Consider the following 17194-nt stretch of genomic DNA (forward strand, 5'->3'; position numbering starts at 1 on the left):
AAATCTTAACCCCATAATAAATCGACAGGTCTATTTATGATCCAACAATCTTATGAAGAGAATGGCATAGCAGAGAATCAACAGCTAATTGAGGAACTGAAGTCCCTGCGGCGAGAGGTAGCTGAATTAAAAACAGAAAAAGCTGCTTTCCAAGCTCAAAAAAAGCTGCTGGAGCATTCAGTAGCAACAATCATCCGCGCTTCACCCGAAGAAGAGATGTTGAAAGCTACTTTACAAGACACGTTAGATGTTTGTAGTCATCTTACTGGTGCCCAAAAAGGCAGTCTGTTTTTACTCGATCGCCAGGGTGCTGTCACCGATAGTATTCTCACGCAAAGGGAGACAGCACTGAAGGAGCGCGATCGCCTAATTGGTTGTGTTTTAGCACAGGGGCTTGCTGGTTGGGTATACAGACAGCGCCAGATAGGATTGATCGTAGACACTGAGACAGACAATCGTTGGTTGCAGTTGCCCAATCAGCCTTACACTGTACGTTCAGCATTAGCTGTTCCCATTCTCAGGAATGAAGAGGTTTTAGGTATTCTTACCTTGCTACACCAAGAACCGGGGCACTTTAGCCCAGAAATTGCCCATCTGATGCAGCTCACTGCTGACCAAATCGCTATAGTTTTAGAAAATGCCCAGCTCTATGGGAAAATTGAAACCTATTCCAAAGCGCTCAACTACGAATTAGAAAAAGGGCGGCAAATCCAGAGAGATTTTCTACCCAACAAAATCCCACAGCTACCTAATTTAGAGATTGCCACGTTTTTCTCTCCTGCGCGTCAAGTTGCTGGCGACTTCTACGACGTTTTTATGCTGCCTGGCGATTACTTGGGGCTAGTTATTGCTGATGTCGCCGACAAAGGTGTAGGTGCTGCGTTATTTATGGCTTTGTTTCGGAGCTTAATCCGTATTTTTTCTGGACAAATTAGTTTGGGCGGACTCTCTATTATTGCCAATGAGGCGGAATTATCGATTTTGCTTGAGTCAGAGATGGCAACTAATTTATACCAAATTAACCCCCTGAAAGCAGTAGCGCTCACGAATAACTACATCGCCCAGCAGCACGCCCAGATGAGTATGTTTGCCACGCTGTTTTTTGGCGTGCTAGATCCGGCAACTGGCATTCTCACCTACATCAATGGTGGACACGAAACTCTGTTTGTTGTCGGTGACACTGGTATCAAAGCCAGTCTCAACTCAACCGGGCCAGCGGTAGGGATGATGCCTAATATGAAATTTAAAATTCAACAAGTACAGTTGGAACCAGGCGATATCTTAATTGGCTATACCGATGGGGTAACTGAGGCACGCAGCCCCAGCGGTAAGTTTTTTACTGAAAAGCGACTGCGATCGCTCCTAGATCGATCTGCGCTTTTGCCATCTCCCCTACTAGAGCGTATTACAACTGATTTGTTTGCTCACATCAGCAACGCACCTCAGTATGATGACATCACAATGCTGATTGTGCAGAGAAAGGCATCAGACTAAAATTTCATCCTTTCACTCACCCCCAATCCGTAAAATATGGAACCTTTAACTGTGCCTGGAACACTGGACTCTTTAAAGGCGATCGCAGAATATGTGATGGCAGCAGCAATGCTAGCAGGTTTGAATAAAAAAACCTCCTATAGACTGCGTTTAGCGGTCGATGAAATCGCTACAAACATCATTAATTACGGCTATAAGGCAGCAAATCGCGAAGGCATATTGACTTTAAAAGCCGATCTTGACGATCGCTCCTTGACGATTGCGATTAAAGATACTGGTGTTCCCTTCAACCCTACCCAGAAGTTAACTCCAGATGATTTGAACAAGTCGCTACAGCAACGACAGATTGGCGGTTTGGGAGTTTATCTAGCTCTTAACAGCGTAGATCGGTTTATTTACAAACAAGACGGAAACCAAAATTGTAATATTTTAATTGTAAATCGTGACGATAGATTGAGAACCAGTTAAGAAAGTTCGCAGGAATATTAGTTATTAAAAACAAATAATAATGAATTTAACAGGATACAACAACAAGAGTTACAAGTTAATTTATGTTTATTTACATAGTTTTGTTTTTCGACACCGTTGCACTTAAAACTGAGTGAATTTTGTCCAAAAATCTTCCTAAAACTTGCTAGCAAATATTTACAAAGCTTTAAGTTCAATCCTTCCAGATTCTCTTTTAACGTCACTTGTTACAAAAGGTCACGAAGTTAATGACTACGAAAAAATTTCATGTATTCTCAATATTCACAAGGTAGCGACCTTGAACAGCAAATATCTCAAAAACAGCCAAAAAACGTATATATAGCAGTTACCAGATAGGTTAGGACATCAACCGATTGTCAAACCCCGACACCAAGTACTTTTAAGCCTGTTGCCTATTAACTGTTGCCTGTTATATAAAATCACCAACTAATAGGGTTGCTTGTAGAAGTAAAGACATCCCGCAACAGCAAACGTGTCTAAGTTAGTTTGGAGCTTATAGATGTTGGAGAAAATTAATACCCTCAATGGTTTTCAGGCAAACTTAGCAAACCAAGCAGCGTTGCAAGAAGTACTGGAAACTGCGCTCCTGACCCATCCAGAAATTGAAGAGTGTCGGGTATTAATCCGAGAAACAGAAACCGCAGATATGTGGTTAGTTGCCTATATCGTTGCATCAGGAAAATGTTCGTTGGCACAACTAAATGCATATTTGCAGGTTCATTCGCCAAACACTATCCTGCCTCAATCTTACGTTTGGTTATCCAGATTGCCGCTCACCTGCGAGGGACTGATTGACGATCGCCGACTAACTGATTTGGTGGCGATCGATATGGATTTGGTTAATCGGTGGGAGTCGTCTTTGCGATCGCTTCCCTCCATCAACCAAGTCTCAGTTATCGTACAAGACCAGACGAAACAACTACCACCATTACACGTTTGGGATTTGCTAGGGAATCCTCAAGCAACAAAACTCAATTTTAAATTAGAGGATTCTGGAGAAAAACTAAAATCAGATGGCGTAAATCAACAATTTGAGCCTTCACAATCTCAGATTTCTCAGTCAAAAGCCAAAGCAATTAGTCATGGCGAACCTTTACAACTTGCAACAGACGCAACCACTAACTTAGTAAAACTACTCCAAAGGGCAGCGTTACAAAGCTCAAAAGGAGTTAGTTACATCCAACCCGATGATACTTGCCAAAACCAATCCTACGAAAATTTATTAGACGCAGCTCAACGGATTTTGGCGGGTTTAAGAAAGTTGGGGCTTGTGCCTCAAGATAGAATTCTCTTTCAATTTGACCAACCTCAAGATTTCATTCCTGCCTTCTGGGGTTGTATTTTGGGTGGATTCATCCCAATTCCTTTATCCGTTCCTCAGAGTTATGATCGCTCTCATGATTTCGTTAATAAATTAGCTCAAATCTGGCAAAGACTAGAACCAAGCTTGGTACTGACTAGCGATCGATTAGCATCTGAACTCAAACTTTCCTTGGCAGATTTACTACTTGACAATTTGGCGATCGCTACCCTCAATCAGTTGCAATCTCACCATCCCGATCCTAACTGGTATGTTGCTGCTTTAGATGATTTGGCAGTACTGTTTCTCACTTCTGGCAGTACAGGTACGCCGAAAGCAGTTATGCAAAGCCATCGCAGTCTCATCTGTCGGTCGGCTGCGAGTGTCCAGATGAATGGGTTTACCCAAGAAGATGTTTCCTTGAACTGGATGCCACTCGATCACGTTGCCGGATTAGTATATTTCCATATTCGGGATGTGTATGTGGGTTGCCAACAAATTCATGCCGTCACCGATTGGGTGTTGCAACAACCCCTGAAATGGCTTGATTGGATGTCTGATTATCGCGTGAGCGTTACCTTTGCACCGAATTTTGCGTATGGGCTAATCAACGCCGCTGAAGCAGAACTTTCTCAGGGGCATTGGGATTTATCATCAGTGCGATACATCTTTAACGGAGCAGAAGCCATTGTTGGCAAAACTGCGAGAAGATTTCTAGAATTGCTGACAGCGCACGGACTCCCGACTACGGCAATACATCCGGCTTGGGGAATGGCTGAAACTTGTTCGGGAGTGACTTACTCTCACAATTTTTCTGGAGAATCAACCACGGATGAAGATGCATTCGTAGAAGTTGGAGCGCCAATTCCCGGATTTTCTCTACGGATAGTTGATGCTCAAGACCAGCTCGTTGAAGAAGAAGCCATCGGACGGCTGCAAGTCAAAGGCCTGACAGTCACATCAGGTTATTTTGGTCAACCGGAACTGAATTCAGAGGTTTTTACAGAAGATGGCTGGTTGAAGACGGGAGATTTAGCTTTCTTACGGCAAGGACGTTTAACAATTACAGGCAGAGAGAAAGACGTTATTATCGTCAATGGACTGAATTACTATAGTCATGAAATTGAAGCAGTCGTGGAAGAAATCGCAGGCGTAGTTGTTTCCTACACTGCCGCAGTGGCTGTACATGATGGAGAAACTTCAGAACAGCTAGCTATCTTCTTCCATACAGGTGGCGCGAATGAAATGCAAATTTCAACGTTGATCCAAACCATTCGCCAAAAAATTGTCCAACGTTGTGGGATCAACCCCAGCTATGTGATTCCAGTTGAGAAAGCTGTGATTCCGAAAACGGCCATTGGCAAGATCCAGCGATCGCAACTGGTTAAACGCTTTGAATCAGGTGAATTTAAACCTATCCTCCGTCAGTTTGATATCCTCAGTGGCAATGCCAACACAATACCTGACTGGTTTTATCGCCGAATTTGGTGTGTTAAGCAGTTAAGTCACAAACATCGGGAGCCAGTTAAACTTCCGACTCAGAAATTCCTTGTGTTTCTCGATGGTTTAGGTTTAGGAAATTACCTGTGTACAGAACTCGAACGCCATAACCAATCTTATATCTGCGTTGCAGCAGGTACGAATTTTATCAAATCTGAGAGGGGCGATCGCTTTACCATCAATCCCGAAAATCCCGATCACTATCGGCGGTTGCTAGAGTCTTTGGCATCGGATATTCCCACTCAGATTTTGCATTTGTGGACATATAACGAGTCTGTGGGTCAAGTTTCTAGTCTAGAGGAACTAGAAGATGCCCAATATTTAGGGTTATATAGCATTCTATTTTTAGTACAAGCCTTAGCAAATGCCAAGGAAAAACACCAACTACTAGATATAGACATTCAGTTACAAGTCATTTCTAACAACGTCCAGTTAGCTAGCAGCGATGATGCGATCGCTTATGAAAAATCCACACTTCTAGGATTGCTAAAAACAATTCCTTTAGAATTATCTTGGTTGCACTGTTGCCATATTGACTTAGAAATTGGATCGCTGGAAACAAATGCCAACTATGTTTTCAAAGAACTAAATATTACTAAAGGTGATAGTGAAATTGCTTATCGTCAAGGTCAACGGCTAGTCTCGTCACTCGCCAAAGTCGATATGCTTGCTAGTCCAACCCAGGAAATACCAATTAAACCAGGTCAGACCTATTTGGTAACAGGCGGATTGGGTGGAATTGGGACTTCAGTTTGCCAATATTTACTTAAGCAATTTGGTGTGCGATTGCTTATTGTTGGCAGAACAAACTTGCCACCAGAAACAGAATGGTCGCAGCATCTCGAACAGAATACAGCGATCGCCAAGCGATTGAAAAATTATCGATCGCTCATGGCAATAGGTGGTGATTTATTATACAAGCCTGTTGATATCTGCGATCTAACTTGCTTGCAGCAGGCTGTCACTGAAGCAGAGTTGAGATGGAATCAACCCTTGGCAGGAATTATTCATCTCGCAGGTGAAGGCGATCTCAAACACCACTGGACGGTGATGGAAAATTACTGGATAGCTGTGGCTACACTAGAAAGCTTTCGTACCATGCTGCGCCCAAAAGTTCAGGGCACTTGGACGCTTTTTCAACTGATTCAGAATCGACCAGATGCCGTTTTCATTGGCTTTTCTTCTGTAAATAGTGTGTTTGGGGGAGCAACTTTTAGTGCCTATGCTGCTGCCAACAGTTTTTTAGATGGTTGTTGTCAGTATCAGCAATACCATTACCATCCTGATACTTACTGCTTTAACTGGAGCCAGTGGGATGATGTCGGTATGAGCGAAGGAAACCCCATCCACAGCCGGGAAGCAGCTCATCGCTTGGGCTATCAGAGTATTACTCAAGAACAGGGTTGGCGTTCCTTACTAGCAGGTTTATCGCGTCATCAACCGCAGATGATTGTTGGTTTAGATGGCAGTAATCCCCATATTCGCCGATATCTGAAGACAGAAGCCGATAACGTCGAGAAATTAACCGCTTATGTCACCACTGTGGATGGTGCAGGGTTGCATGGTTGGGAGCAAACTTTGAGAGTTGGCGATCGCTTTGGGACTCCTAGCCATTGTGAAATTGTACAGCTTGCGGAAATGCCCTTAACGCAAACGGGTACGATAGACATTGCCAAAATTATTGGCAGCAATCAGAAGCACAACCAACCTTGGCAAGTCGTTTTGCCCCAAACTGACATTCAGCGCCAGATAGCTCAAATATGGCAAGACATACTGGGCATTGCTTCAGTGAGTATCGATCGCAACTTTTTTGAACTAGGTGGCAGTTCGCTCACCTTGGTTCGGGTTCACGATCGGTTACAAAAACAATTTGGGCAACATCTGTCACTGATTGACTTGTTCCAATATCCAACTATTCAGACGCTAGCAGAGTTCCTGAATCAAGCTCAAATGCCATTGCCGGAGCGATCGCAATTATCGCCATCCCATCGTTTGGGTGAAATGAAAAGTACCCAGCAATTAGAAATTGCCATCATCGGCATGTCCGGGCGTTTTCCAGGAGCCAAAACACTCGATGAATTCTGGCAAAACTGCTGTAATGGCGTGGAATCGATTTCATTTTTCAGTGATGAAGAACTGGAGTTAGCTGGAATCGATCCCTCTTCCTTTAATGACACCAATTATGTGAAAGCTAGTGGTATCTTATCTGACATTGATTTATTTGATGCGGCATTTTTCGATATCTCTCCCAAAGAAGCCCAAATCATGGACCCACAGCATCGTCTATTCTTAGAGTGTGCTTGGGAAACACTCGAAAATGCTGGTTACGACCCTGCAACTTATACAGGACTAATCGGGGTTTATGCAGGTATGGGGATGAATCTTTATGCAGGTCGAACCTACTGGAATCAGAATCTTTACCCAAATCGGGAGCGACTAGAATACGTTGATGACTCGCAACTAGCGATCGCTAATGGTGCGGATTTTCTCCCTACGCGGGTTTCATACAAATTCAACTTGCAAGGACCCAGCGTCAACGTGCAAACCGCCTGCTCAACTTCCTTAGTTGCAGTCCATCAAGCGTGTCGGAGTTTGATTCAGGGAGAATGCGATATGGCTCTGGCTGGTGCTGCGGCGATCGCAGTACCCCAAAAATCTGGTTATCGCTATCAGCCAGGAATGATTCTTTCACCCGACGGTCACTGCCGAGCATTTGACGCTAACTCCCAAGGAACCGTTGGCGGCAATGGCGTTGGCATTGTGATGTTGAAACGATTGGCAGATGCGATCGCCGATGGAGATAATATTTACGCCGTTATTAAGGGTTCTGCGATTAATAACGATGGCTCCCAAAAAATCAGCTATACGGCTCCCAGCGTTCAGAGACAGGCAGCAATGATTGCCCAAGCCCAAGCGATCGCAGATATTAATCCAGAAACCATTACTTACATCGAAACCCACGGAACCGGAACGACTCTCGGCGATCCGATTGAAATTGCAGCATTAACCCAAACATTTCGTGCCAAAACACAGAAGCAACAATTTTGCGCCATTGGTTCTGTAAAGACTAACATCGGACATTTAGATACAGCTTCAGGCATAGCAGGATTGATTAAAACAGTTTTGGCACTCAAACACCGATTGCTACCGCCTAGCCTAAATTTTAAACATCCCAATCCCAAGATTAATTTTGCTAACAGTCCATTTTATGTAAATACAACTCTATCAAACTGGCAAACAGACCAAACGCCTCGGCGGGCTGGCGTAACTTCTTTGGGTGTTGGTGGTACGAATGTCCATGTCATTTTGGAGGAAGCGCCGAAAGAGAGTAGGGGGGCAGGGGAAGCAGAGGAGCAGGGGAGCAGGGGAGTAGCTTCACACGTCTTGACGCTTTCGGCAAAAACTGAGATAGCGTTACGGGAATTAGCTGGGCGGTATGTGGGGTTTCTGGAGTCTCATTCAGAAGTTTCTTTGAGGGATATTTGTTATACGAGTAATGTGGGGCGATCGCATTTTGATTATCGGCTGGCCTTGGTTGCCGATTCACCCGCACAACTAAGACATCAACTCACAACATTTATTGCCGAAAATCAGCGCACTCGCTCTCAGGCTTCAGGGGTAGCTTTCCTGTTCACCGGACAAGGTTCACAGTATATCGGCATGGGACGAGAACTTTACGAAACCCAACCTGTTTTTCGGCAAGCCATAGAACGCTGTGCTGAAATCCTGGACTCATTATTAGAGCAACCATTGCTAGAAGTGCTGTATCCATTAGGGGAAAGGGAAAAGGGGAAAGGGGAAAGGGAAAAAAATTTAGCGCGTCATATTCTGGATGAGACTGGCTATACCCAACCTGTCTTATTTGCCTTGGAATATGCATTGTCTGAGCTATGGCAATCTTGGGGTATCAAGCCTAGTGTTGTTATGGGTCATAGTGTGGGCGAATATGTTGCTGCAACTGTTGCAGGTGTATTCAGTCTGGAAGATGGATTGAAACTCATCGCTGCACGGGGTAAATTGATGCAAGCACTACCGCAGACAGGGACGATGGTAGCGGTATTTACTGATTTGGCGCAAGTGTGTGCGGCAATCGATTCATTGCCGGAGGTGGCGATCGCTGCAATCAACGCACCAAGGCAAATCGTTATCTCTGGTGCAACTGCGGCGATCGCATCGGCTGTGGCTATCTTAGAAGCCAGAGGAGTGCAAACAAAGTCACTGAAAGTTTCCCATGCTTTTCATTCGCCGTTAATGCAACCAATGGTGGCAGAGTTTGGGCAGATTGCCCAGCAAGCGAGCTACCGTACACCAAACCCGAATATTCGCTTCATTTCCAATATCACAGGGCAATTGGCAGGAGTGGAGATTAGCACGCCTGAATATTGGGTGCAGCATATTTTGCAGCCAGTGCAATTTGCCAACAGTATTGTCAGCCTGTCAGCGTTAGGAAATTTGGCTTGTTTGGAAGTGGGGCCGCACCCAATTTTGGTAAGCATGGGTCGTCAGTGTATCCCAGAATCGGGACATCTGTGGCTAGGGAGCCTCAAATCCCAAGAATCGGATTGGCAGCAGATGTTGAGCAGTTTAGCGGCGTTGTATGAGCAGGGAATATCGGTGAACTGGTCGGAGTTTCATCGGGGATCTGAGCATCGGCGCGTGGTGTTGCCGAATTATCCCTTTGAGCGATCGCGTTTTTGGGTTGAACCAAATAAAGACAGCAGCCAAGAGAATGTTCAACTCTCCTCTGCAAATCTCAAATCTTCTCATCCTCTGCTTGGTTCTAGATTGCACCTAGCAGACTCGAAAGAGATTCGTTTCCAGACGCAAATCAATTCTCATTTCCCTGCTTTTTTAGCTGACCATTGCATTTACGGTAAAGTAATCATGCCGGGAACTGCCTATCTAGAGATGGTTTTAGGGACAGCAGCTAAGGTTTTGAAATCCAAAAATTTAATTTTAGAAAATGTCTTATATAAACGGGCATTAGTTCTATCAGAAAATGAAGTTAAAACACTCCAGTTAATTCTTCAGCCAACAGAACAACAAGGATATTCCTTTGAAATTTTTAGTTGTGAATTAGATGAGGAAGACTCTTCACCCTCTTGGATGCTGCATGTTTCTGGAAATGTCACCACATCCAATCTCAAACCATCGATGGAACTCTCTGCAACGCACTGGCTTCCCAAGAATGTAGCTTCTCACAACCAAGCCGAACATTACCAACAGTTTCTTCAACGGGGAGTTGATTATGGTGCTAGTTTTCGTGGGGTTAAACAGTTATGGCTGGATTCAGAAGTAGTGACAGGGGAGATTGAGTTACCCCAAACATGCGTTTTAGAAACAGATACCTATCAGTTTCATCCAGCATTATTGGATGCCTGTTTTCAGGTTTTGCAAGCTAAATTCCCACAAGATAGTAGCAAAGAGTCTTATGTGCCGATCGCCATCAAGCGATTGCAAGTTTGCGATCGCCCCAGCAACCGACTATGGAGCATCGGCAGAGTACATCCTAGCGAGAACAGTGGCAAAACACTCATTAGCGATTTGCAATTAGTTGCAGATGATGGTGAGATTCTCGCGGTTGTTGAAGGTCTGCAAATTCAAAGGGTCGCTTCGGCAACATTGACAGTCTCTCCTCAAGTTCCCCCAGATTGGTTGTATCAAATCGAGTGGCGACCTCAAGCCCGAAGGGAGCGATCGCCCGCTACACAACAAAACTGGCTGATTCTAGCGGATAGTCAAGGTATAAGTCAGCAACTTGCTCGACGGTTTCTAGAACGAGGAGATACCTGTACCCTAGTTTTTCCCGGACAAAAATACGAAATGTTGAGCGAGTTCAAGTTTACGCTCGATACTCAAAACCCAGAACATTTTCAGCAGTTGCTTTCGGAAATAGTTAGCAAGCGATCGCGTCTATCAGGAGTGGTACAGTTGTCGAGCCTAGAGACTGGAGAAACTGCACCAACCTTAACCGTTGAAGATTTGGCAGCAGCAACCCGTATTAGCTGTGGCAGTACTTTGTACTTGGTGCAAGCCTTAGTGAAAACGATGGGTACAAAACCGCCCCAGTTATGGGTAGTCACTAAAGGAGCAGTTTCCGGTGGTGCTGGATTAGTTCAATCGCCTCTATGGGGAATGGGAAAAGCGATCGTCAGAGAACACCCAGAACTCCAGCTGCGCTTGGTGGATTTAGACACCCAAGAAAATGATCGGCTAAGTCAAAACCCCCTTGATGAACTGTTTGCAGAGTTGACATCACCAGATGAAGAGAATCAAATTGCATTCCGTAATGGGATGCGTCAGGTGGCAAGGCTGGTTCCTTACCGTAATCCCAATCAAGCAGATATCCCCATCCACGCAGATAGTACCTACTTAATTACTGGTGGATTAGGGGGACTGGGACTGCTAATTGCCCATTGGTTAGTAGAACGTGGGGCAAAGCACTTAGTTCTCATGGGACGCAGGGGGACAAACGAACAGAGCGATCGCCAGATTCAGCAACTTCAGGCGCAAGGTGTATCGGCGATCGCGATGCAAGCTGACGTATCTGTACAGTCACAAGTAGCAGAAGTATTGGCAGAAATCAGCCGCAGCCACCCGCCTCTACGGGGCATTATCCATGCCGCCGGAGTTTGGGATGACGGGGTTTTACTCCAGCAAACTTGGGAGCGCTTTCATCGAGTCATGGCACCGAAAGTCCAAGGTGCTTGGAATCTCCACACATTAACCCAAGACTTGCCGCTCGATTTCTTCATCTTGTTTTCTTCTGCCACTTCTGTTTTAGGTTCCGCCGGTCAAGCTAACTACTGCGCTGCCAATGCTTTTTTAGACGCTTTAGCACATTATCGTCATCAATTGGGGTTATCGGGATTGAGTATTAACTGGGGAGCTTGGGCTGAGATTGGTATAGCAGCAAAGCGTCAACTTGGCAAGCAACTGCAACATCAGGGAATAGAAATGATGTCGCCATCCCAAGGTTTACAGGCTTTAGAGCAGAGCTTTTCTTGGGAGGTTGCTCAAGTAGCTGTGATGCCGCTCAACTGGCTGACATTTATGCAGCAATTCTCACCGGGGACTTGTCCGGCATATTTGGCATTTTCTCAGGTGGGGATTGCTCAATCGACATCACCACCGCCGATGGAAATTCAGCAGCAATTGCAAACTCATGACTTCGGCGATCGCTTGCAGATTTTAACCATTTATCTGAAAGAAAAGATTGCCAAAGTGTTGGGTTGTTCTGTGGATCGAGTGGATGCCAATCAGGCACTGAGCAAAGCCGGACTAGATTCTTTGATGGCGATCGAAATCCGCAATCGCATCATCACAGAACTGGGAATTGACCTTTCTTTAGAAAAGTTTGTTGAAGGTTCCAGCATCAACCAACTAGCAGACCTGTTATTGAAACAGCTAGCTTTACAGGGACTCAACGAAAATTCGGCGATGGAAATCACTGAGGATGTGGAAGAAATAATACTATGAACCTAAATGCCCTTTTAGCCGAGCTTTCAGACCGGGGAGTGAAATTATTAGTTGATGGGGAACAACTCCGCATTCAAGCACCTAAAGGAGTTATCACTCCCGATCTACGGAATGCTTTAGCTAACAATAAAGTAGAGCTAATCCGGTTACTACACCAGAACAAAATCGGTGCTGCTTCCATCCCTTTAGTTCCGGTTTCACAAACGCAAAATGTGCCGGTATCTTTCCAGCAGGAACGCCTGTGGATTTTGGCCCAGTTAGCTGCTGTAGAATCTGCTCATAATATTGCTCAAGCCTTGCGGTTGAATGGCGATTTAGATTTAAATTGTCTGGAAAAAAGTATTAATGAAATTTTCCGTCGCCACGATGTCTTTCGGACAACATTTGGGATATGGGAAGGTAATCCCGTGCAAAATATCGCTGCACCAGAACCGTTTAAATTATCTGTTTTAAATCTTGAGCATTTAGATGCAACCGAACAATTAAAAACTTTCTGGCAAATTGCAGATGAAGCAGCCGAAGCTCCCTTTGATTTGGCGATCGCTCCTTTATGGCGGATTAAACTCATTCGCTTAAATGCACGCGAGCATATTCTCTTGCTCGTTATTCACCACATTGTCAGTGATATGATCTCGATGAGTTTATGGATTCGAGAACTGGCAACAGTCTACAGTCATTTCTACAAGGGACAGCCTTCTCCACTGCCAGAACCTGCAATCCAATATCGAGACTTTGCCGTATGGCAACGCCAGTGGCTCAACAATGATGCACTCAAAAGCGAACTAGCTTACTGGAAACAGCAACTAGAGGGGGCATCATTTGAATTAAAATTACCCATCGACCATCCCCGACCGCCACTCCAGAATTTCCAGGGTCGGCGAAAGTTTTTTAAACTCGATCCTGTTCTGTGGGCAGCAATCAAACAACGAAGTCACGAACAAATGGGAATTACTTCCTTTATGACTTTCGTAGCGGCGTTTAAGGCTTTGATTTATTTGTGTTCTCAGCAGGAAGACATTTTAATTGGGTTTACCGCTTCAGGTCGAGTTCATCCGCAAGTGGAGTCGCTGATTGGTTTTTTTGGCTACCCTTTGTTGCTGCGTACAGATTTGTCTGGCAATCCCACTTTTGCGGAAGTACTCAGCCGAGTGCGATCGGTGTTGTTATCTGCCTATGCTCACCAAAATGTCCCCTTTGGTAAAGTCGTTGAAGTCATGGGGTCGAGTCGGGTTGCACAAGATACTCCCTTTTTTCAAACATTCCGCACCGGATTAAGCTATGTCAACAGCCAACTACCGAGCGACCTGACAAATTTACCCAATCTGACGTTTTCATTAATTGATGAAGGAATTTGGGGACCTACTGATTTAGATTTATATACCTATATTTACGAAGTCGGAGCAGATTTGCAAATAGGAATTGCATATAACACCGACATATTTGAAAGTGAAACAATTGACGCTTTTGGTAACGCTTTATTCCAAATTCTAGAACAATGGGTTGAGTCAAAAGATATTCGCCTCAATGAATTGAGACTGCCAACAGACCTTGATAGAAAAGCAAAATTAGCCAGGAGTCGATACCAAAAACAAAAGCTGGCGATCGCAGCTACTTTTACTGCCGATTTAGTTGCAGATTCTCTAAAATTCTGGATGCAGCAACTCAATTTACCCTCAGAAATAACCTTTGCTCCCTATAACCAGGTTTTCCAACAACTGCTGACTCCTGATAGTCTGTTATCGCAAAATGAAACGGGAGTCAATATTGTTTTAGTGCGGTTAGAAGATTGGGTTAGGTCTGAGGATTCACAAGAGTTATCTCGTAACGAACAAAAGAATTCCATTGAGCGCAATGCTAAGGATTTAGTTATAACATTACGTCAATCCTGCGAACGTACTAAAATTCCCCATTTGCTTTGTTTATTGCCAAGTAATGCAGAAATAGCAACTTTTTTGCAATCAGTGGAAGTAAATTTATTAACAGAACTTGCCGATATTAGTGGAGTACATATTATTAATTATCAGGAGTTAGCAACAAGCTACCCAGTAACTAACTTCTATGATTCTTATAGCGATGAAATCGGGCATATTCCATTTACGCCAGCATTCTTCACAGCGTTAGGAACAATGTTGGCGAGAAAAATTCACTGCCTGCATAGACCACCTTATAAAGTAATTGTCTTAGATTGCGATCAAACCTTATGGCAAGGTGTTTGTGGCGAGGATGGAGTTGAGGGCATCGTCATAGATTCATCCTATCAAGCATTGCAAGAATGTATGATTCAGCAGTGCGATCGCGGGATATTGCTATGTCTGTGCAGCAAAAATAATCAAGCAGATGTCTTTGCTGTATTAGACCAACGCTCCGATATGCGGCTGAAGCGTCACCATTTGGCAGCTTGGCAAATTAATTGGCAGACTAAATCAGAAAACTTGAAATTGCTGTCTCAAGAACTAGGGCTGAGTTTAGATAGCTTCATATTTATTGATGACAACCCCATCGAATGCGCTGAAGTCCGCTATCACTGTCCAGAAGTTTTAACCCTGCAATTGCCAACAAATGCTACTGAAATTCCCCAATTCCTGGCTCATATCTGGGCATTTGATCGTCTAAAGATCACTGTGGAGGATCGACAGCGAACGATTGTTTACCAGCAAAATCGCCAACGTCAGCAAGCGGCAAACGAATCTCTCACGTTGCGAGATTTCCTCAATAGCCTCAATCTGCAAGTGGATATTATGGAAATGCAGCCCTCCCAGGTAGATCGTGTTGCTCAACTAACGCAGCGAACAAATCAATTTAATACCACCACCTTACGCAGAACGTCGGCTGAAATCAAAACCTTTTGCTTGTTAGATACTCATACTTGCTATGTTGTGGATGTGAAAGACCGCTTTGGTAATTATGGTTTGGTGGGCATGATGATGGTACAAGCCACAGCGTCAGCCCTGGTGGTAGATACCCTATTACTCAGTTGTCGAGTGTTGGGCAGAGGAGTTGAGTATCAAATGCTCAACTTCCTGGGTAAAATTGCCCTGGCACGCGGACTGAAGCAGATCGATATTATTTACAAACCCAGTTCTAAAAACCAGCCTGTTGGGGATTTTCTAGAACAGTTGGTAGCAATTGACAAGGAACGTTTAGCAGAAAGCTACTGCTATAAGTTATCAGCAGATGATTGTCGAGCGATCGCTATTGCTTCTGAACGATTAGACAAACAACCAAAACATTCGGTATCTGAAGGGAATTTAACCCAAAGCGATCGCGCAATACCCCAACAATCCGCCAATTACAGCGCCTTATTCCAAAAAATTGCTTCAGATTGGCATACACCAGAGCAGATTCTCCAGCACATTCAGGAGTCTCAAGTTCAATACCAACAGCATCAGACATTTGTTGCACCCCGTACCGAAACCGAGAAACACTTAGCTGACCTGTGGCAAAACTTACTTCACAGATCCCCACTCAGTATCTACGATAACTTCTTCGATTTGGGAGGCAATTCTTTGTTGGCAGTGCAACTGCTGTCTCGATTGCGAGAAACCTTCCAAGTGACTATACCCATTCATCAATTATTGGAAGTTCCAACAATTGCGGGAGTGGCTCAAGTAATTGAAGCGATCGCTCAGACAGGAGTAGCTGCCAATTTAGCGATCGATTTGGCAGCAGAGGCTATCTTAGATCCGGCAATTTGTCCAACGACAGCATTCAAGTTTATCGCTCAACCCCAGACAATTTTCTTAACTGGAGCAACCGGTTTTCTCGGCGCCTATTTAGTAGACGAACTCCTGCAACAGACCACAGCTAATATTTATTGCTTAGTGCGAGCGCAGGATGTAGAACAGGGCATCCAACGTATCCAAAGCCATTTGCAAGCACATGGACTTTGGCAAGAACAGTTTCGCTCTCGGATCATTCCGGTCATTGGTGATTTGGCGTTGCCGAACTTAGGTTTGAACGAGTCACAATTCCATCAACTTAGCCATCAAATTGATGTCATCTATCACAATGGTGCTGTCGTCAATTTTCTTTATCCCTACACAAAACTCAAAGCAGCCAATGTCCTGGGAACTCAGGCGATTTTGAGGCTAGCAGTTCAAACGAAAGTCAAACCCGTGCATTTTGTTTCGACGCTGGGCATCTTTTCTGCTCCTGCCTATGCAAATGCTAACTACATTCAAGAATCCGATGAATTGGCAGAATTTCAAGGGTTGCAAGGGGGTTATTTACAGAGTAAATGGGTGGCAGAAAAGCTAGTTATGCAGGCACGCGATCGCGGGCTTCCTGTATGCATTTACAGACCAGGTGCAATTTCCGGGCACAGCCAAACGGGAATCGCCAATGTGGATGACTTCTTTTGCAGCCTGACTAAAGGCTGTATCGAACTAGGTATGGTGCCGGATTTGGAATTTCCCCTCGATCTGACTCCCGTTGATTATGGTAGCAGGGCGATCGTCCACCTCTCTCAAAACCCTGACTCCTTCGGCAAGGCATTTCACCTTGTTTCTCCTGATTGTCTGTCTTGGCGTAATTGGTCTGACTTGGTTCGGTCTTTGGGCTATTCGCTAGAGCAAGTTTCTTACCATGAGTGGTATGCTAAATTGCTACACAATGCGGAACACAATATTCCAAATGCTTTACATGCTTTCCTGCCATTGTTAGACGAACAATTATTAAAGAACGTACAGCTACCTGCATTTGATTGCCAAAATACATTGACTGGACTTGCTGACACCAATATTATTTATCCAACAATAAACACCGAATTACTCAATATCTACTTTGCCTACTTCAATAAAAGTGGCTTTTTCATCGGAGTTTAGCTTTCTTTTGCCACCTTATAAGTAGCTGGTTGTAATTAAATATAAGATAAATAGAGGACTTTCAGATTCAAGGTGTAACTGAATGCCTGTTGGAAAGCAAGTCGCTAAA

At 44.4% G+C, this 17194-nt stretch carries 4 protein-coding genes; all 4 read left to right on the forward strand.

Annotated features, from left to right (window positions below; genetic code table 11):
* The first annotated feature begins 36 nt into the window (after positions 1-36).
* The 4 genes from V7K53_RS26865 to V7K53_RS26880 all read left to right on the forward strand — a co-directional run bounded on the left by V7K53_RS26865 (position 37) and on the right by V7K53_RS26880 (position 17085).
* Positions 37-1494 (forward strand): GAF domain-containing SpoIIE family protein phosphatase, encoded by a 1458-nt coding sequence (locus V7K53_RS26865; RefSeq protein WP_335200553.1) that lies wholly within the window; start codon positions 37-39, stop codon positions 1492-1494.
* 36 nt (positions 1495-1530) lie between these two features.
* Positions 1531-1962 carry an ATP-binding protein gene (locus tag V7K53_RS26870; RefSeq protein WP_335200554.1) on the forward strand — a complete coding sequence of 144 codons (432 nt, stop codon included), beginning with the start codon at positions 1531-1533 and terminating at the stop codon, positions 1960-1962.
* A gap of 520 nt (positions 1963-2482) precedes the next feature.
* Positions 2483-12262 carry an SDR family NAD(P)-dependent oxidoreductase gene (locus V7K53_RS26875; protein WP_335200555.1) on the forward strand — a complete coding sequence of 3260 codons (9780 nt, stop codon included), beginning with the start codon at positions 2483-2485 and terminating at the stop codon, positions 12260-12262.
* Positions 12259-17085, forward strand: coding sequence for a thioester reductase domain-containing protein (locus V7K53_RS26880; protein WP_335200556.1), 4827 nt, complete (start codon positions 12259-12261; stop codon positions 17083-17085). The genes V7K53_RS26875 and V7K53_RS26880 overlap by 4 nt, the downstream gene beginning before the upstream one ends.
* Positions 17086-17194: the final 109 nt, after the last annotated feature.

Origin of the sequence: Nostoc sp., assembly GCF_036917355.1 — a bacterium.
Classification (GTDB): Bacteria; Cyanobacteriota; Cyanobacteriia; order Cyanobacteriales; family Nostocaceae; genus Nostoc.